Raw genomic sequence first — 17,652 nt, 5'->3', positions numbered from 1 at the left:
ACGCAGGCCAAGGCCTGCGTCGAGGTTTTCGGCATTCAGTGCAAGGCGGCCTCTGCGGCCTGGATCGCCGCGAATTCCTCCTCCGGCGTGCCTGCTACCAAGTGATGCCGGCTGTAGAAAGCAAAGTAAGCAATTAATACTCCATAGATGATCGCGGCGCCAATAACCACGCGCGGGTCCACCAGAAAGCCCGCCACCACGGCCACACAGGCCAGTACCAGAGCGATGCCGGAGGTGAAGATGCCGCCCGGCGTGCGGTACGGGCGGTCCATTTTGGGGCGGCGAATGCGCAGGGTGATGTGCGCGGCCATCATCAGCACGTAGGAAATGGTTGCGCCGAACACGGCCACCAGAATCAGCAAATCGCCCTGTCCGGTCAGCGACAGGCCGAAACCGATAAGGCCGGGAATCACCAAAGCCAAAACGGGCGCCTTGCTTTTATTGGTCTGCGACAGTTTGCGCGGCAGGTAGCCGGCGCGGGACAAGGCGAAAATCTGCCGCGAATAGGCGTAGATAATCGAGAAAAAGCTGGCGATCAGCCCGGCCAGACCGACCAGGTTGACGAAGCTGCCCATCCACGTTGAACCGCCGTAGGACAGTGCCAGCGCTTCAACCAGCGGGTTGCCGGATTTGATCAGCGCGTAAGTGCCCGCGCCACCCGGCGCAATCACCAGAATCAACAGGGCAAAACTGGTCAGCACCACAATGGCGCCGATCAGGCCGCGCGGCAGGTCGCGCTTGGGGTTTTTGGTTTCTTCGGCGGCCAGCGGCACACCTTCCACTGCAAGGAAAAACCAGATCGCGTAGGGAATCGCCGCCCACACGCCGACGTATCCGAATGGCAGGAAAGTGCTGGCGCCCTTGGCCTCGGTCACCGGGATATCCAGCAAGTTGGCGACACTGAAGTGCGGCACCATCGACACCAGGAACACGCCCAGGGCAATGGCGGCGATGGCGGTGATCACAAACATCAACTTCAGGGCTTCGCCCACGCCAAAGATGTGGATGCCGATGAAGATGATGTAAAACGCCAGGTAGATCATCCAGCCGCCAATGCCGAACAGCGACTCGCAATACGCGCCGATAAACACCGCGATGGCGGCGGGGGCGATGGCGTATTCGATGAGGATGGCGGTGCCGGTGAGGAACCCGCCCCAGGGGCCGAAGGCGCTGCGGGCAAACCCGTAGCCGCCGCCGGCGGTGGGGATCATGGAAGACAGTTCCGCCAGGGAAAAACACATGCACAGGTACATGGTGGCCATCAGCAGTGTGGCGAGAAACATACCGCCCCAGCCACCCTGGGCCAGGCCGAAGTTCCAGCCGGCGTAGTCGCCGGAGATGACATAGGCCACGCCGAGGCCGACCAACAGCACCCAGCCGGCGGCGCCTTTTTTCAGTTCGCGTTGTTGGAAATAGTGGGAATCGACTTTTTCGAAGTCGACGGAAGAGCCAGTGGGTTCGCTAGGCATGGGAAAGTACCGTCCGTTCTTATTGTTTTAGGCAGCAGGTGAGATCGTTCCCACGCTCTGCGTGGGAATGCATCCCGTGACGCTCCGCGTCACCTTGCGCAGGGCTTGAATGCTGCGCAGACATCGGAACGCAGAGCGTCCCAGGCGGCATTCCCACGCAGAGCGTGGGAACGATCAGCGGGGGGGTTAGAAGAAGCCCAACGGATTAATGTCGTAGCTCACCAGCAGGTTTTTGGTCTGCTGGTAGTGGTCCAGCATCATCTTGTGCGTCTCACGGCCCACGCCGGACTTTTTGTAACCGCCGAACGCGGCGTGCGCCGGGTAGAGGTGGTAGCAGTTGGTCCATACGCGGCCCGCCTTGATCGCACGGCCCATGCGGTAAGCGCGGTTGATGTCGCGGGTCCAAACGCCGGCGCCGAGGCCGAACTCGGTGTCGTTGGCGATGGCCAGGGCTTCGGCTTCGTCCTTGAAGGTGGTGATGCTCACCACCGGGCCGAAGATTTCCTCCTGGAACACGCGCATTTCGTTGGTGCCCTTGAGCAGGGTCGGCTGGATGTAATAGCCGCCGGCCATGTCGCCGGTGAGCTGCTCGACCTTGCCGCCGGTCAGCAACTGCGCGCCTTCGCCTTTGGCGATTTCCAGGTAGGACAGGATTTTGTCGAATTGTTGCTCCGACGCTTGGGCGCCGACCATGGTGTCGGTGTCCAGCGGGTCGCCGCGTTTGATCTGCTCGATCTTTTTCATCACCACTTTCATGAAGTCGTCGTAGATCGACTCTTCCACCAGTGCGCGCGATGGGCAGGTGCACACTTCGCCTTGGTTAAAGAACGCCAGCACCAGGCCTTCTGCGGCTTTCTCGATAAACGAAGGCTCGGCTTTCATGATGTCGGCGAAGAAGATGTTCGGCGACTTGCCGCCCAGCTCTACGGTAGACGGAATAATGTTCTCGGCCGCCGCGTGCATGATGTGCGAGCCCACTGGCGTGGAGCCGGTGAAAGCAATCTTGGCGATGCGCTTGCTGGTGGCCAGGGCTTCGCCGGCCTCTTTGCCGAAACCGTGCACGACGTTCAGCACGCCGGGTGGCAGCAGGTCGCCGATCACTTCCAGCAACACGTTGATGCCCAGCGGGGTTTGCTCGGCAGGTTTGAGCACCACGCAGTTACCGGCGGCCAGGGCCGGGGCGAGTTTCCACGCGGCCATCAGCAGCGGGAAGTTCCACGGGATGATCTGGCCGACCACACCCAGGGGCTCGTGGAAGTGATACGACGCGGTGTGCTCGTTGATCTCGGCGCTGGTGCCTTCCTGGGCGCGAATGCACCCGGCGAAGTAGCGGAAGTGGTCGGCGGCCAGCGGGATGTCGGCGTTGAGGGTTTCACGCACGGCCTTGCCGTTGTCCCAGGTTTCGGTGATGGCCAGCAGTTCGAGGTTCTGTTCGATGCGGTCGGCGATTTTCAGCAGTACCAGCGAGCGGTCCTGGGCCGAGGTTTTGCCCCAGGCGTCAGCGGCGGCGTGGGCGGCGTCGAGGGCCTTGTCGATGTCTTTGGCTGTGGAGCGCGGGAATTCGGCGATGGCCTTGCCGTTGACCGGCGAGGTGTTGGTGAAATAGTTGCCATCGACCGGCGCAACGAATTCGCCCCCGATGTAGTTGCCGTACTTGGCCTTGAACGAAACGATCGCGCCTTCAGTACCGGGGTGTGCGTAACGCATGGTGGGTATCTCCTGGCTCTTGTGTTTATTGGGAGTGCGCCGCGACAGCGCCTGTAAAGCGTAGAGCAAAGGTCGGGCCAGCGCCGTGAGCGCCCGTTAAATCAGGGGTTTGAGGTTTGTTGCAAGGCGTTGCTGTAGCAGGGGTGGTACAGGGTGGGTGACAGTGTGTGCCATAAACGGTACAGCCCATGACCGACGGGTCTCCCCGGGGTTGCAATGGTCGGGGTGCCGGGGGATGCTGGCCGTTCTCATGCAGGGAGAATAATAAGAAATGCACAACGATCATTTCGGTCGCCATGCCCAGCAAGTGCTGACCGTGGCCCATGGCCGCGACCCGTCCAGCGATCCGTCCATTGCCCGCTCGTGGCTGCGTTGCCTTGAGGACTATCACCTCGACCCTGCGGTGAGTATCGCCCCCACTGTGCTTGAACACGGCCGCTTGCTGGAGAGCCGCGAACGCCTGCAGCAAGTGCTGCACATTGCCGGCAGCGAGATGAACAGCCTGCATCAACAGCTCTCGGGCGCCGGCCACGCGGTGCTGCTGACCGACGCGCGCGGGGTGATCCTCAACTGTGTGACGGCGCCGTCCGAACGCAAGATTTTCGAGCGCGCCGGGCTGTGGCTCGGCGCCGACTGGAGCGAGGCACGGGAAGGCACCAACGGTATCGGTACCTGCCTGGTGGAACGCCAATCCCTGACCATTCACCGCGATGAGCATTTTCGCGGTCGCCATACCGGGCTGGCCTGCTCGGCGAGCCCGGTGTTCGACCCCCATGGCGAATTGCTGGCGGTGCTCGACGTGTCCTCGGCACGCGAAGCGGTGTCGCGCCAGAGCCAGTTCCATACCATGGCGCTGGTGAACCTGTCGGCGAAGATGATCGAAAGCTGTTATTTCCTGCGTCACTTCGAAAACCAGTGGTTGCTGCGTTTTCACTTGCAGGCCGAGTCCGTAGGGCTGTTCAGCGAAGGGTTGCTGGCGTTTGACGGGGAAGGGCGCATCTGCGCGGTTAACCAGAGCGCGCTGAACCTGCTCGGGCAGCTGCGCGGCGGTTTGCTGGGGCAGCCGGTGGAGGCGTTTTTCGACTGTTCCCTGGACCAACTGCTCAGCCGCGCCAGCGCAAATGCCACGGCCAGTTGGCCATTACGTACCCGTGATGGCCGCTCGTTGTTCGCCGCGTTGCGGGGCCAGCCGCGCAGCGTGCCGGCGCCAGTGGTCAAGCCTGAGGCACCGCGTTTACCGGGGATCTGCCTGGGCGACCCTGTCCTGCAACAGGATTTTCGCAAAGCCGTGAAAGTGTTTGAGCGTGATGTGCCATTGCTGATCAACGGTGAAACCGGCTGCGGCAAAGAGGCGTTCGCCAAGGCTGTGCATCAGGCCAGCCAGCGCGCGGGAAAGCCTTTCGTCGCGCTCAATTGTGCCGCCATTCCCGAGAACCTGATTGAAAGCGAGTTGTTCGGCTACCGCGGCGGCAGTTTTACCGGCGCATTGAAGGAGGGCATGCGCGGCAAACTGCAACAGGCCGATGGCGGCACGCTGTTTCTCGACGAGATCGGCGACATGCCGTTCGCGTTGCAAACCCGTCTTTTAAGGGTGTTGGAGGACCGTATGGTCGTGCCTATCGGTGGGGCTGCGCAGGCAGTCGATGTGCGGATCATCAGCGCCACTCACCGCAATTTGCTCGAGCGCGTTCAGGCCGGCAGCTTTCGAGAGGATCTGTATTACCGCCTCAATGGCCTTGAAGTCGGGTTGCCGGCCTTGCGTGAGCGCGCGGACAAAGCGCAGTTGCTGGACTTTCTGCTGGAGCAAGAGGCGGCGGGGCAAGTGATCACGCTCGACGCGGCGGCACGGCAGGCGCTGCTCAGCTATGCCTGGCCGGGCAATGTGCGGCAATTGCGCATGGTCTTGCGCACGCTGGTGGCGTTGGCCGAGGGTGGGCAAGTTGGGTTGGATGACCTGCCGGCAAATGTGCGTACACCGAGTCTGGCGCCCTCCACATCTGTCGATGTTTCGCCCTTGGACGAGGCGGAGCGTAAAACGCTGCTGAGTGCACTTGAACAGCAGCGCTGGCATATAACCCGCACGGCGCAACTGCTGGCGGTCAGTCGTAACACGCTGTACCGCAAGTTGCGCAAGTATGGGATTGTTGCGTCTGAGCGTCATCAATAGCGGGATATAGGAAAGTGCTTAAAAGTTGATGTTCTTTCAATAGCCATTCGCTATGGAGTTGTTAGTTATATTCAATCGATATAGCAGTCTCGTGCGTTAGTTTCTTTGGAACTATTCAAACGACGAAGGCCACGTAATGGTTGAGCGTCGGAGGACGTCTTTCTTCAATGTCGGACATTGTCTGGTTAGTTTACTGGTCAGCTGGTTCGCGCTCATTTTATAAGGGAATTAATTTAGCTCGACAGTTTGGGGTGTTCGAGAAATGGTCGTGGAGTTTGGTGCTCGCTTTTATTAACTGAGCATTAAATTTTGTCGGCGCTATATAACGTTGCCCGTTTTTTGTGCTGTGCACTTCGTGCGATGGCGGGCCGTTCATCGAAACCGTGATAGAGATAAAATATGACCGTGAATATTATTGGCGTAGCGGGCTTTGGCTCGATAAAAAATGCTGCTCCTCAAAACATCTATAACGTGAACAATTCGCCGTCTGCGAGGGTTGAGAGCATTTCGTCGGCGCATACCGACGCTTCTCGCGCGGCGGCTGATGCCCGATTGCTGCGAACTTATTCAGCGCAACATTCATCAGGCGCGCGCCTGCCCGTTCCGGGAGAGTCCACGCTGGGGCACTGGATTGACGCGTTGCAGACGGTTTTCACCTCGTCGGCGTTCAAGCAATTGGAGCAGTCAGTGTCGGGAGAGGGGATCAGTATCACTCACATTGATCCCTATAAAGGCATTCTCTATTTTGGTGGGCACGCCCGGTTAACCGCGCAGTCCGCCCAGCTCAACGATATTCCCGGTGCTCGCGACCTGTTTGATCGCTTGATGACCCTCGCAAAACGTTTCACCCCTTACGACATTTTGCACTTGCCTACCCAGATTGAAAGCGACGCATCCGGGCAGTACACGGTCGATTCAAGCATTGTTGGGCAGTTTCTTTATGGGCCTGATTCGAAAGCACCGTCGGATCATCACGTGCCTGCCGATATTTTAAGCCAGACGGGCGAGGCCGAAACGCGGCATAACCTGCTCGCCGCGTTGAAGAAACACATCGAAACGCCCGGTGCGAAGTCAGGCATGGAGTCCATCGCTGTAGAGATCGCGCCTCACTCCGCCTATTGGCGCGCAGATCAGCCGCAACCCTTCACGATGAGCCTCACGCAACTGATAACGGCTTACGGATTGGAAGTTCCAACCACACTGGAAGCACTGGCCAACCTGGAGCGCGTGTTGTTCGCTCCGTCGTTGTCGGCGCCCAGTGCAGCCGACTATGGCGGCTTGCTGAGTAAAGGCGTGCCATTGAGCGAGGACGCTCGGAAAAAAATAATCGAAACCATCGGCACCTGGAAAGCCGGCCAAACTCAGGTGCCATTGGGCGCAGGAGGCGAGGTTGGAAGTCTTTTCGAGTACTTGAAGCGGGCGGTGCCAGAGTCTCTGCGGCCATTGGCTGATAAAGATCCGGAGGCGTTTCTCAAAGCCTTGATCGTCACGCCTCAAGCCCGTGCATTAGGTCAGCAATTGCAGGATGCAATAGGCGCCTTTCCTACCGCGACCAGTGGCCATGAAGCCTTGTTGGCGGCGCTCGTATTGGCGGTGGACCCGGCAGGGGGGCTGCAACGCAATAACCTGGCCGGGTATGACCTGTTTCAACCCGATAACAAGGGGCGGTCGTCCGCCGACATTGTCAAACGGTTTGAAGCTCACCTGGAGGGGCGAGTCGGCCCGGAGATGGCGAAAGTCGTGGCTTACCAATTACTGGCCATGTCAGCTCCGGAATTTTTGGTCAAGGAAATGCCTGACACATTGGTGTACGGCTCGTTGCAATGGGCAACGTTCAGCGCGGAAGTTTCGCGCAGTGAACAGGAAGTGTCAGGATCCTCTATCGGACGCAGCTATGACCAGATCCGGCAGCGTGGCGTTCTGGGACCTGTTACAGCGGTACAAGAGCAGCAGTCGCAAATGGCCGTACTGCAATCGGTGATCGACTGGGGTGTCGCCAACGGCGTTATCGCGAAAAACAGTGAGGGCTATAGCGCCGAGACCATTGAGAAGGTCTCCGCTGCCATGCAAAAAATGGCTGAAAGTATGCTGGAAAGCCTCAAGCAAGTGATGGCGGCTCTGCCGACCCGCCGAGACCTGGCGTTGGCAGAATTAACCAAGGTTTACGGGGAGGAGTACGCGCATCTGTTTGAGAAAAAATTCCTCCAGCGACGCATGGGTTATGACCTTGTAAAGAAGTCACCATTGGACCTCTATATGTCGGGCGAACTTAACTCTGCCTGGCAGTCGCTTGATCCGGCGTTTCCTCATGCGAAAGTTCAGGCGGGCATCAGTAAATTACCTGACATCAAAAAAGTATTTGAGCAGGCATTTGACGATCACGGCGACAGCTTTAGCGAGGCTGCAGGCACGTTGTTCCAGCATCAGGTATCGCAGTTGCCGGTTGAGGACCGTAGACGGTTCGAGCACGGCTCGGTGAGCATGATGCATGTGAGAGAAATACCTAATTCAAAATTCCCCGAAGGCAGTGAAGAGCATCCCTTGTTCAAGCATTTCGGACAGGGCGCGGTTCATATTGAAACGGTGTTGAATGGCGAATTTGTCAGTTATGTGTACTCGCCAATCCTGGGCAAAATTCTCAAGAACGGTGAACCTGTTCCTGGCGTCCCTGAAGGGTGGCATATAAAGCGCCGTAAACACCATTCTGATCCACTTTACGGTGTGGTGGTGGGTAATAAAAATTACACGCTAAGAGCCAATTGGGCTGCGCACCAGTCCGTTCCACACTCTAAATCCGACACCTTACCCGCTATAGGCACGCCATCGGAAAGAGCCAAAGAGTTGGCCCGCATGATGAGCCATAATTACAAAGCCGCTGTTGAAGAGCTCAGGGAGACGGCAAAAGGGGAAACCGAGAGCGAAAAATCGCGCCGGAAAACAAAGGTGCTCAAGAATTTCATGCTGGGTCTTGTTCCTTTTTACGGCTTCGTTACCAGCGTTGTTAAAGGTGATAAGCACGAGGCGGTTGTCAATGGACTTTTTGATTTTGTCAGCTTGATTGTTCCGGGTGCCAAAGGCGGAGTGAGTGCCGTCAAGTTTGGCGTCAGTGCGACCAACAATACGTTGAGGATTTTGAAAGGGGTTGCCAAGGAAGGGATCAAGGCTGCCAACCCGTTCGGAAGTATTTATGACGCGGGGAGCGGTTTATTCAAGTTGGGTAAAACCGCTGTTAAAACGCTGCCCTCCGTTAAACTTCCGTCACTTGATTTTGATCGCCTGCGGCATGTGTCCGGGCGCAGCGGAAGTTGGAATATTCCCCATGGCGGATACAAACAAACGATCGCGGATGGCGTCTACAGGCCAGTGGGTGAGGATGGCAATGCCGTTCCTGTTTTGGCGTCGCAACAAAATGGCAAGTGGTATGCCCTTGACCCCAAGACCTTGACGCCCTACGGCCCGGAATTGACCCACTTCACTCCGGTCAAGGTGAAAGAAATGGAAGGCCTTCGTCTGGATACGGGGTTTGCAATAAAGACGGTTGTTAATGTGAAAAACTCCAAAGACGAATATTCAGATATTACGTCCAGTCCGGCGTCGCCCTCCCAGCCTGCTCAGGTAGCGAAAACCGAAGGGGAGCAAAAAAGCAACGCTGCCTAGGTGAGCAAGGCTGTTGGAAGGGAGGCGATCATCCAAGGCCTGACACACCCGTGGCCGAACGGCATGCACCGGTGCACGCCGCTCGGCCACCGGCTGCATAAAGAGTGCGATTTCCCCCTCCCTGCGCTAACCTGCCTCGATGTTTTACGAGGTCGACTATGCACATTCATATTCTCGGTATTTGCGGCACTTTCATGGGCTCGATGGCGGTTCTGGCCAAGGAGCTGGGCCATCACGTCACGGGTTCCGACGCCAATGTCTACCCGCCCATGAGCACACAACTGCAAGCCCAGGGCATTGAGTTGACCCAAGGCTACGACCCCTCGCAATTCGACCCTGCGCCAGACCTGGTGGTGATCGGCAACGCCATGTCCCGGGGCAACCCGGCGGTCGAGTACGTGCTCAATAAAGGTTTGCCTTATGTGTCCGGCCCGCAGTGGCTGGCGGATCATGTGCTGCAAGGCCGCTGGGTACTGGCCGTCGCCGGCACCCATGGCAAGACCACCACCAGCAGCATGCTCGCCTGGGTGCTGGAGCATGCAGGCATGAGCCCGGGTTTTCTGATTGGCGGCGTGCCGCAGAATTTCTCGGTATCGGCACGTTTGGGCGATACGCCGTTCTTCGTGATTGAGGCCGACGAATACGACAGCGCGTTCTTCGACAAGCGCTCCAAGTTCGTTCACTACCGTCCGCGCACGGCGATCCTGAACAACCTTGAGTACGATCATGCGGATATCTTCCCCGACCTGCCAGCCATCGAGCGTCAATTCCATCACCTGGTACGCACCATTCCGAGCGAAGGCCTGGTGATTCACCCGACCACCGAGCCGGCCTTGCAGCGTGTGATCGAGATGGGCTGCTGGACGCCGGTGCAAACCACCGGCGCGGGCGGGCAATGGCAGGTCAAGCTGCTCAGCGAAGACGGTTCCCGGTTTGAAGTGTTGTTCGAAGGCGAGCCGCAAGGCATCGTCGATTGGGGCATGACCGGCCAGCACAATGTCGCCAACGCTTTGGTAACCCTGGCGGCCGCGCGGCATGTTGGGGTGGTGCCATCGATGGGCATCGCGGCGTTGAGCGCATTCAAAAGTGTGAAGCGCCGCATGGAAAAAGTCGCCGACGTCAACGGGATTACCATCTACGACGACTTTGCCCACCACCCGACGGCCATCGCCACAACGCTGGATGGCCTGCGCAAACGCGTCGGCGATGCGCCGATCATTGCGATTGTCGAGCCGCGCTCCAACTCGATGAAGCTCGGTGCGCACCGCGATGGCCTGCCTGAAAGCGTCAATGATGCCGACCAGGTGGTGTGGTACGCGCCCGCCAACCTCGGTTGGGATCTACCCGCAATTGCGGCGTTGTGCACGGTGCCATCAACGGTGTGCGATTCCATCGAAGGCATCATCGAATTCGTCAAACAACACGCCAAGCCAGGCACTCACGTAGTCGTCATGAGCAACGGCGGCTTCGGCGGGCTGCATGGCAAGTTGGCCGAGGCTCTGAAATGAGTGGCCCGGAACGCGTCACCCTGGCGATGACCGGCGCGTCCGGCGCGCCGTATGGCCTGCGCCTGCTCGACTGCCTAGTGCGCGAAGACCGCGAGGTGCACTTCCTGATTTCCAAGGCGGCGCAACTGGTGCTGGCGACCGAGACCGACGTCGCGCTGCCTGCCAAGGTGCAGACCATGCAGGCTTTCCTCACTGAATACACCGGTGCGGCGGCGGGGCAGATTCGGGTCTATGGCAAAGAGGACTGGATGTCACCGGTGGCTTCCGGCTCCGGCGCGCCGGCGGCGATGGTGGTGGTGCCGTGTTCCACCGGTACCTTGTCGGCGATTGCCACCGGGGCCTGCAATAACCTGATCGAGCGCGCTGCGGACGTGACCTTGAAAGAGCGCCGCCAGTTGATTCTGGTGCCTCGCGAGGCGCCGTATTCGAGCATTCATCTGGAGCACATGCTCAAGTTGTCGAACATGGGCGTGACCATCCTGCCGGCGTCGCCGGGCTTCTATCACCAGCCGCAGACCATCGATGACCTGGTGGACTTTGTGGTGGCGCGGATTCTCAACCTGCTGAACATTCCTCAGGACATGCTGCCGCGTTGGGGCGAGCACCATTTGAGCAGTGATGAGTAAGGCGCTGCTGGTGCTGTTGGCGCTGCAACTGGCGGGTTGCGCCACGGCGCGTACCCTGGACGCCGCACAACCCGGTGCGCCGGTGGTGTATGCCGGTACGCGTCTGGATTTGTATGCGATCAATGGCGGGTGTTGTGCAAAGGACAGGTTCGGTGCCGAGGCGCCGAGCTATCCCCATGTCGACCTGCCGGCCAGTGCGCTGCTCGACACCTTGTTGCTGCCATTGTCGGCGCTGACGGTGTTGGGGGTTGGGTTTAACGCAACAGGCGGTCTGTAGATCTATAGCGCCTCAGCCGGCCCCATCGCAGGCAAGCCAGCTCCCACCTTTGGAATGCGTTCCCCTGTGGGAGCTGGCTTGCCTGCGATGACGCCAGACCCGACGCAGCAGAATTACTTGCCGAGCTTGCGAAGCTCATCCGACTCCACCACCCGCACCCCATCCTGTTCTTCCAGCGCCAGGCGCCACATTGCGCGGGCCAGTTCGCACACTTCGATGCCGTGGTATTTGCCCGGAATCAGGCGCGACAGCGGCCCGGCGATCTTCTCGGCCAAGCGTGTTTCCAGGCGCTCTCCCAGCAGCAACGAAGGCCGCACGATGGTCAGTTGCGGCCAGTCCTGAGCCCTCAGCGCCAGTTCCATTTCGCCTTTGACGCGGCTGTAAAAGACGGAGGATTTCGGGTCAGCACCAATGGCGCTGATCACGATCAGGTGCCGCGCGCCCATTTCCCGCGCGCGCTTGGCGAAAGCCACGACCAGGTCCAAGTCGACGGCGCGAAACGCAGCTTCGGAACCGGCCTGCTTGATCGTGGTGCCCAGGCAGCAGAAGGCGATATCCACCTGGCCGCTCAACTGCGGCAGGATCACCGCCGGGTCACTGCCCACCGGGTTCTCCAGATGCGGGTGTTCGGCCAGCGGCTTGCGGCTCGGTGCCAGTACGCGGGTGACGGTGGGTTCGTTGAGCAGGCGGTCGAGCAGGTGCTCGCCGGTCAGGCCAGAGGCGCCGGCGAGCAGGATATGTTGAGGCGTCAGGTACATGGTGTTTCCCCCTTGTTACACGTTACAGCTTAGTTGCCTTTGGCTTCCTTGCTATTCATAGAGACGCTTTCGAGCGCCTTTCGTGCCTGCTGTTTTCGTAATAATTGCCAATGGGCGATCACGCCTTTGGGGGCCCAGATTTGCGGTTCGGAGGCTTCGAAGTTGTCCGCCTGTTCGCGCTCGGCCACGTGTACCTGAGCCAGTTTGAAGGCTTGTTGCAAATCGTCGGTCTGGTTGAAGGCTTGTGCGAAAAGAGCGTCGCCGAAGTAGGTGAAGTCCGCTTCCTCGGAGCAGCCGAAAGACACGCGATCGGCACGGGAGGCGGTCATGATCAGCGTGCGCTCATCTTTCAACGCCGGGATAAAACCGCCCGAGTAGCAGGCCGATATCACGATGATCTTGTCGCGGTTCTTCAACGGGGCAAGCACGTTCGCCAACTCATCGGCCGGCAGGTCGGCCAGCTCCATGCGCGGCTGGTCGAGTACCAGCTCGTGTTCGTGGGTGCCGTGGCTGGTCAGGTAGATAAACACCAGGTCTTCCGGGCCGGTACGCTCGGCCAGGGTTTGTACCGCGCGGCGCAGGCTTTCGCGAGTGGCCAGCGGGCGGTCGGCGATATGGTCGCGGTGGTTGACCAGACGAATCTGCCCGCGCGCGCCGAAGCGGGTGGCGAGCATGTTGCTGACGTAATCGGCTTCGCGCAGGAACACACTTTGTTTGCCATCGCCGGCCAGCACCAGGGTGTACAGCTCGACGGCGGGGGTGGAGGCGGGCACGGCGGCCAGTGCTGCGTCGAGCAAGCGGCCCTGTGCCAGTATTCCGGTTTCCAGCGGGTCGGGCAGCAGCTTGCCGTCGGCGTCACGCACGCGCAGGCCGTTGACCCAGGTGCCGGCCTGTACGGTGCCGTCGGTCAGCACCAGGGTGCCTTTGCCCTGATAGCTGTCGCTGTCGAAACCGCCGATGTAGAAGCTGCCATCGGTGAGGTTCAGGCGGCCTTCGCCACTGAAGCGCCACTCGCTGAACTGGCCGACATAATGGCTGCCGTCAATGCCGATCAACTCGCCTTTGCCGCTCAGCGCGCCTTCCTTGAACTGGCCGATCCACACGTCGCCGTCGGCGTTCTCGTAGCGGCCCTTGCCGTTGAGCTGGTTCTGCTTGAACTGGCCGACATAGATGTCGCCGTCGGCGCTGTTGAACGTGCCGTTGCCTTCGAGCTGTCCATCCACAAAGTGGCCGCTGAACTGGTTGCCGCTGTCGTCGTTGCGCTGGCCTTCGCCATTGGGCTTGCCGTGGGCGAACTGGCCTTGATATTGGCTGCCGTCGGCCAATTCCAGGCGACCCAGGCCGGAGTACTGGTCGTCCTTGAATTCACCGCGGTAAGTCATTTGCCCCTCTTTGAGGGTACCTTCGCCGTTGCGCCGGCCATTCTTGAAGCCGCCGACGTAGCTGCTGCCCGCCGTGGTCAGGCTGCCCTGGCCGTCGAACAGGCCTTGCTGGAACTGCCCTTTGTAGACCTCGCCGTTACTGCCGTGCCATTCGCCCTGGCCGTGCCACTGGCCCTTGTCGAACTGGCCGGCGTACCAACTGCCGTTGGGGTAGTCCACCCGGCCCTGGCCTTGCAGCAAACCATTGACCACATCGCCCCGGTAACGGCCGCCGTCGGGCAGGCGCGCATCGGGCGGCAACAGCGATTCGCCGTCTCCGCAAGCGGTGAGCAACAGGGCAAGGGCAAGGGGAGCGAGTGGGCGCATAGCGGGATCCGGATAATTGAGCGCCGAGTATGCCGCAGCTGCGAGATTCATACATAAATTTACATACACTGTGGCAAGGTTTATCGCCTCACCACAGGCACGGCCTTACACGAAGCAGAGTGACAACGACTCGGCGATGTAAGCAGGTTTTTCCTGGCCGTCGATTTCCAGGGTGGCGGTGGCCTTAAATAGCCATTGGCCAGGTTTTTTCTCGGTGACGTCGGTGAGGGTGACGTTCAGGCGCACCCTGGAATTGACTTTCACCGGCTGGATAAACCGCACGCTGTCCAGGCCATAGTTGACCGCCATCTTCAGGCCTTCGGGCATGATCAGGATGTCCTCCATCAGCTTGGGCATCAGTGACAGCGACAGAAAGCCGTGGGCGATGGTGCTGCCGAACGGTGTTTGCGCGGCCTTGACCGGGTCGACGTGGATGAACTGATGATCACCGGTGGCTTCTGCGAACAGGTTGATACGCGCCTGGTCGATGGTGAGCCATTCGGAACGTCCCAGTTCCTTGCCGACATAATCTTTGAGCTGCGCTACAGGTACATAGGGCATTGCGACTCTCCTTGGTTCATCGGTTTTTATAGGTGTGCGAAATCCATGGTAGATCATCACGGGCAACTGGCCCGGTCAACCCACCATGCTTTTGGCGAATGCCGGAGCATAGGGTGGGCGTGCGTATAATGCGGGCGAGCTTTCAAGGGGAAACAACGGATGCTGTTACGGGGCCTGACATGGCTGGTGCTGTTTCAATTGATCGGCACCGCGATCAACCATTTGCTGTTGCCGATGCTGCCGGGGCCGATCATCGGCCTGCTGCTGATGCTGGGTTTTCTGATCTGGCGCGGTGAAGTCGGCGAGCCCCTGAGTTTGGCCGCGAGCAGTTTATTGCGTTACTTGCCGTTGCTGCTGGTGCCGCCAGCGGTGGGGGTGATGGTGTACGCAAAAGACATCGCGGCGGATTTCTGGGCCATCGTCGGCGCGCTTGTGTTGTCGCTGGTGATTGCCATGGGCTTTGTCGGCGTGCTGATGCAGCAGATGGTCAAGCGCAAGGAAAAGGACCAATGACCTTTGACTGGCAAGGCGCCTGGGCTGCCGTGATTCATCATCCCCTGTTCGGCATCGGTATCACCCTCGGCGCCTATCAGCTGGTGCTGGCGGCCTTCGAGAAAACCCGCTGGATCTTCCTGCAGCCGGTGCTGGTGTCCATGCTGCTGGTGATCGGCGTGCTGGTCAGTTGCGGGTTGACCTACGTCGAATACCGCAAAAGCACCGAAATCATGGGCATCCTGCTCGGCCCCGCGACTGTCGCGCTGGCCGTGCCGCTGTATTTGAACCTGCGGCGCATTCGCCAATTGTTCTGGCCGATTTTTACTACGCTGGTGATAGGCGGGGTGCTGGCGACCGGCCTGTGTGTGCTGTTGGGCTGGTGGTTTGGCGCCGAACACATGATGTTGATGACCATGGCGCCCAAGTCGGTCACCTCGCCGATTGCCATGCTGGTGGCCGAGCAGATTGGCGGCGTGGCGGCGCTGGCGGCGGTGTTTGTGCTGATCACCGGCGTGATCGGCGCGATGATCGGCCCGGCGTACCTGTCACGCCTGGGCGTGCGCAGCCCCGAAGCACGCGGCATGGCCCTGGGCATGACCGCCCATGCCGTCGGCACCTCGGTGGCCTTGCAAGAGAGTGAAGAATGCGGTGCCTTTGCGGCGCTGGCCATGAGTCTGATGGGCGTGGCCACGGCAGTGTTCCTGCCGCTGGCCGTGTCGGTGATTGTTTAAACCCGGGTGTGAAGGAAACCTTTATGAGTCTGGCGCTGTTCCCGCTCAACACCGTGCTGTTCCCTGGCTGCACCCTCGACTTGCAACTGTTCGAGGCGCGTTACCTGGACATGATCAGCCGCTGCATGAAAAAGGGCGAAAGCTTCGGCGTGGTGTGCATCCTCGACGGCAAGGAAGTGGGCATGGCCCCGGACGGCTACGCGTTGATCGGCTGTGAAGCGCTGATTCGCGACTTCAAACAGCAAGACAACGGCCTGTTGGGGATTCGCGTCGAGGGCGGGCGGCGCTTTCGTGTGCGCGACGCCGGGGTGCAGAAAGACCAGTTGCTGGTGGCCGACGTGCAATGGCTGGAAGAATTGCCGGACCAGGCGCTGGAAGACGAGGACGCTGACCTGCTGGCGTTGCTCCACGCTTTGGCCGAGCATCCGATGGTCGCCTCGCTCGACATGGGCACCCACGCCGAGGGGCAGCAGGCCCTGAGCAATCAGCTTGCGTATCTGTTGCCGTTCACCGAGGCCGACAAGGTAGACCTGCTGCAACTCGACGACCCGCAGCAACGGCTGGATGCGATCCAGATGTTGCTCGACGAGTTGCAGGGCGAACTGTTCACTTAATAGGCATAACGCAACAATGCGTGGGAGGTTCCGGTGAGGGCGATAAAGCTCAGCACCGCGACCAGCGCCGGCAGCAGCAACCACCAGGTTTTCTGCGACATGGCCGGCAGCGGCGTACGGTACTGGATGGCGGTGAGGCTGAACGCACACACCGTCATCGCCAGCAGCGTGCCCGCCAGGATGTCCGTAGGCCAGTGGGCGCCGAGGTAAACCCGCGACAGGGCGATGAAGGCCGCCGGAATGCAGCCCATCAGCATCCAGGTCAGGCGCAACCGGGTAGGTTGGCCGCGACCCGCCAGCACCGCCAGCGCCAGGAAAAACGCAAATGCGCCGGAAGCGTGGCCGCTGGGCATGCTGAAGCTGGTCAGCGGGTCGGTGAGGATTTCCGGGCGGTCACGGGCGAAAAACAGCTTGGTGCCGGTGTTGATCACCGCCGCGCCGGCCAACGTGGCGCCGACGAAGAGGGCATGGCGCCACTGGCGCGCCAGCAGCAACAACGCGGTGAACACGGCGCTGGCGAAGAACATCTTCTTGAATTCGCCCAATTGCGTGATCCGCACCATCACCTCATCCAGCCACGGGCTGCGGTGCTCCTGCACCAGCGCGCTCAGGCCGGTGTCGAAATCGTTCAGATGTGGGTAACCGATAAACAGCGCGATCAGCAAGACCAGGCTGCCACAGCCGATCCACACGGTGGCGCGACGATGGCCGCGCAGGCTGCTGTTCAAGCTCAAACCCAACAGCACCGCCAAACAGGCCGCGACAATGGCGGCTTCCGGCCAGAAACCTTCCGGCAAGGGCAGGCGGAAGGCGGCACCAGTAGCCCAGCCCGGCAGCAAATACGCCACCGACCAACCCGCCGCCGCCACGATGCTGACGGCGGCGAAGCGCGGGAAGGGCATGTCGCACATCCCGGCCACCATCGGCAGCATGGGCCGCAATGGGCCGATGAAACGTCCTACCAGCAAGCTGGCAATACCGTATTTGTGGAAGTAGGTTTCCGCGCCGTTCATCCACTCAGGATGGTGGCGCAAGCCCGGCAGACGCCGGATGTTCTGATGGAAATGTCGGCCCAGATAGTAGGAAACGCCGTCACCGACCAGCCCGCCGACAAAGCCCAGCAACAGGGTTTCGCTCAAGGACAACGCGCCGCTGCCGGCGAGCGCGGCGATCGCAAACAGCAACACCGTGCCCGGCACGATCAGCCCGGCAATCGCCAGGCATTCCACGCAGGCGACGACAAATACCGCCACCGCCAGCCATTCGGGGTTCAGGGTCAGCCAGCCGGTAATGCTATCGAGCCATTGGCTCATACACTCAACTCCATTTATGTC

General features: G+C 60.2%; 14 protein-coding genes. 8 read left to right on the top strand and 6 right to left on the bottom strand.

Features of this window, described 5'->3' with window-relative positions:
- Nucleotides 1–35: 35 nt before the first annotated feature.
- Both eat and exaC read right to left on the bottom strand, forming a co-directional pair.
- Nucleotides 36–1,469, bottom strand: a complete 1,434-nt coding sequence (gene eat / locus ATI14_RS03265; RefSeq protein WP_016973935.1) for an ethanolamine permease — start codon at nucleotides 1,467–1,469, stop codon at nucleotides 36–38.
- A 186-nt stretch (nucleotides 1,470–1,655) separates the two neighbouring features.
- Nucleotides 1,656–3,176 (bottom strand): acetaldehyde dehydrogenase ExaC, encoded by a 1,521-nt coding sequence (exaC, locus tag ATI14_RS03260; protein ID WP_016973934.1) that lies wholly within the window; start codon nucleotides 3,174–3,176, stop codon nucleotides 1,656–1,658.
- A 271-nt stretch (nucleotides 3,177–3,447) separates the two neighbouring features.
- Here exaC and ATI14_RS03255 point away from each other — a divergent pair, with 271 nt between their 5' ends.
- The 5 genes from ATI14_RS03255 (at nucleotide 3,448) to ATI14_RS03235 (ending at nucleotide 11,411) form a co-directional block, all read left to right on the top strand.
- Complete coding sequence (locus tag ATI14_RS03255) at nucleotides 3,448–5,343, top strand: sigma-54-dependent Fis family transcriptional regulator (protein WP_080520288.1); 1,896 nt, start codon at nucleotides 3,448–3,450, stop codon at nucleotides 5,341–5,343.
- Between the two features lie 399 nt (nucleotides 5,344–5,742).
- Nucleotides 5,743–9,000, top strand: coding sequence for a hypothetical protein (locus ATI14_RS03250; RefSeq protein ID WP_016973932.1), 3,258 nt, complete (start codon nucleotides 5,743–5,745; stop codon nucleotides 8,998–9,000).
- Nucleotides 9,001–9,158: 158 nt separating this feature from the next.
- Nucleotides 9,159–10,508 (top strand): UDP-N-acetylmuramate:L-alanyl-gamma-D-glutamyl-meso-diaminopimelate ligase, encoded by a 1,350-nt coding sequence (gene mpl / locus ATI14_RS03245; protein ID WP_016973931.1) that lies wholly within the window; start codon nucleotides 9,159–9,161, stop codon nucleotides 10,506–10,508.
- Entirely contained in the window at nucleotides 10,505–11,134 is a 630-nt protein-coding gene (ubiX, locus tag ATI14_RS03240; RefSeq protein ID WP_016973930.1) for a flavin prenyltransferase UbiX, read from the top strand. The genes mpl and ubiX overlap by 4 nt, the downstream gene beginning before the upstream one ends.
- Nucleotides 11,127–11,411, top strand: a complete 285-nt coding sequence (locus tag ATI14_RS03235) for a YceK/YidQ family lipoprotein (protein WP_016973929.1) — start codon at nucleotides 11,127–11,129, stop codon at nucleotides 11,409–11,411. The genes ubiX and ATI14_RS03235 overlap by 8 nt, the downstream gene beginning before the upstream one ends.
- Before the next feature lie 113 nt (nucleotides 11,412–11,524).
- On the opposite strand, the gene ATI14_RS03230 is transcribed toward ATI14_RS03235, so the two are convergent.
- The 3 genes from ATI14_RS03230 to ATI14_RS03220 all read right to left on the bottom strand — a co-directional run bounded on the left by ATI14_RS03230 (nucleotide 11,525) and on the right by ATI14_RS03220 (nucleotide 14,478).
- A complete protein-coding gene (locus ATI14_RS03230; protein WP_016973928.1) occupies nucleotides 11,525–12,169 on the bottom strand; it encodes an oxidoreductase in 645 nt (214 codons plus the stop codon).
- 29 nt (nucleotides 12,170–12,198) lie between these two features.
- Complete coding sequence (locus ATI14_RS03225) at nucleotides 12,199–13,917, bottom strand: C13 family peptidase (RefSeq protein WP_016973927.1); 1,719 nt, start codon at nucleotides 13,915–13,917, stop codon at nucleotides 12,199–12,201.
- A gap of 105 nt (nucleotides 13,918–14,022) precedes the next feature.
- Nucleotides 14,023–14,478: a MaoC family dehydratase gene (locus ATI14_RS03220; protein WP_016973926.1), complete on the bottom strand. Its 456-nt coding sequence runs from the start codon at nucleotides 14,476–14,478 to the stop codon at nucleotides 14,023–14,025.
- A gap of 159 nt (nucleotides 14,479–14,637) precedes the next feature.
- Here ATI14_RS03220 and ATI14_RS03215 point away from each other — a divergent pair, with 159 nt between their 5' ends.
- Genes ATI14_RS03215 through ATI14_RS03205 form a run of 3 tightly spaced genes read left to right on the top strand, consistent with a single transcriptional unit; the run spans nucleotide 14,638 to nucleotide 16,318 of the window.
- Nucleotides 14,638–14,991 carry a CidA/LrgA family protein gene (locus ATI14_RS03215; RefSeq protein ID WP_016973925.1) on the top strand — a complete coding sequence of 118 codons (354 nt, stop codon included), beginning with the start codon at nucleotides 14,638–14,640 and terminating at the stop codon, nucleotides 14,989–14,991.
- Entirely contained in the window at nucleotides 14,988–15,704 is a 717-nt protein-coding gene (locus ATI14_RS03210) for an LrgB family protein (protein ID WP_016973924.1), read from the top strand. Before ATI14_RS03215 ends, ATI14_RS03210 begins: the two co-directional genes overlap by 4 nt.
- Before the next feature lie 23 nt (nucleotides 15,705–15,727).
- Complete coding sequence (locus ATI14_RS03205; protein ID WP_016973923.1) at nucleotides 15,728–16,318, top strand: LON peptidase substrate-binding domain-containing protein; 591 nt, start codon at nucleotides 15,728–15,730, stop codon at nucleotides 16,316–16,318.
- On the opposite strand, the gene ATI14_RS03200 is transcribed toward ATI14_RS03205, so the two are convergent.
- A complete protein-coding gene (locus ATI14_RS03200; protein ID WP_016973922.1) occupies nucleotides 16,315–17,631 on the bottom strand; it encodes a bifunctional DedA family/phosphatase PAP2 family protein in 1,317 nt (438 codons plus the stop codon). The two genes, ATI14_RS03205 and ATI14_RS03200, sit on opposite strands and share 4 nt — an antisense overlap.
- Nucleotides 17,632–17,652 lie beyond the last annotated feature (21 nt).

The organism is Pseudomonas tolaasii NCPPB 2192, assembly GCF_002813445.1.
In the GTDB taxonomy this organism is placed as follows: Bacteria; Pseudomonadota; Gammaproteobacteria; order Pseudomonadales; family Pseudomonadaceae; genus Aquipseudomonas; species Aquipseudomonas tolaasii.
The sequence above is the reverse complement of the archived record's forward strand: the minus strand, read 5'-3'. Positions and strand labels throughout refer to the sequence as shown.

Bases quoted from the DNA above. Each gene is read 5' to 3' on its own strand.
- eat (WP_016973935.1), bottom strand. From the start codon at position 1,469: ATGCCTAGCGAACCCACTGGCTCTTCCGTCGACTTCGAAAAAGTCGAT.
- exaC (WP_016973934.1), bottom strand. From the start codon at position 3,176: ATGCGTTACGCACACCCCGGTACTGAAGGCGCGATCGTTTCGTTCAAG.
- ATI14_RS03255 (WP_080520288.1), top strand. From the start codon at position 3,448: ATGCACAACGATCATTTCGGTCGCCATGCCCAGCAAGTGCTGACCGTG.
- ATI14_RS03250 (WP_016973932.1), top strand. From the start codon at position 5,743: ATGACCGTGAATATTATTGGCGTAGCGGGCTTTGGCTCGATAAAAAAT.
- mpl (WP_016973931.1), top strand. From the start codon at position 9,159: ATGCACATTCATATTCTCGGTATTTGCGGCACTTTCATGGGCTCGATG.
- ubiX (WP_016973930.1), top strand. From the start codon at position 10,505: ATGAGTGGCCCGGAACGCGTCACCCTGGCGATGACCGGCGCGTCCGGC.
- ATI14_RS03235 (WP_016973929.1), top strand. From the start codon at position 11,127: ATGAGTAAGGCGCTGCTGGTGCTGTTGGCGCTGCAACTGGCGGGTTGC.
- ATI14_RS03230 (WP_016973928.1), bottom strand. From the start codon at position 12,169: ATGTACCTGACGCCTCAACATATCCTGCTCGCCGGCGCCTCTGGCCTG.
- ATI14_RS03225 (WP_016973927.1), bottom strand. From the start codon at position 13,917: ATGCGCCCACTCGCTCCCCTTGCCCTTGCCCTGTTGCTCACCGCTTGC.
- ATI14_RS03220 (WP_016973926.1), bottom strand. From the start codon at position 14,478: ATGCCCTATGTACCTGTAGCGCAGCTCAAAGATTATGTCGGCAAGGAA.
- ATI14_RS03215 (WP_016973925.1), top strand. From the start codon at position 14,638: ATGCTGTTACGGGGCCTGACATGGCTGGTGCTGTTTCAATTGATCGGC.
- ATI14_RS03210 (WP_016973924.1), top strand. From the start codon at position 14,988: ATGACCTTTGACTGGCAAGGCGCCTGGGCTGCCGTGATTCATCATCCC.
- ATI14_RS03205 (WP_016973923.1), top strand. From the start codon at position 15,728: ATGAGTCTGGCGCTGTTCCCGCTCAACACCGTGCTGTTCCCTGGCTGC.
- ATI14_RS03200 (WP_016973922.1), bottom strand. From the start codon at position 17,631: ATGAGCCAATGGCTCGATAGCATTACCGGCTGGCTGACCCTGAACCCC.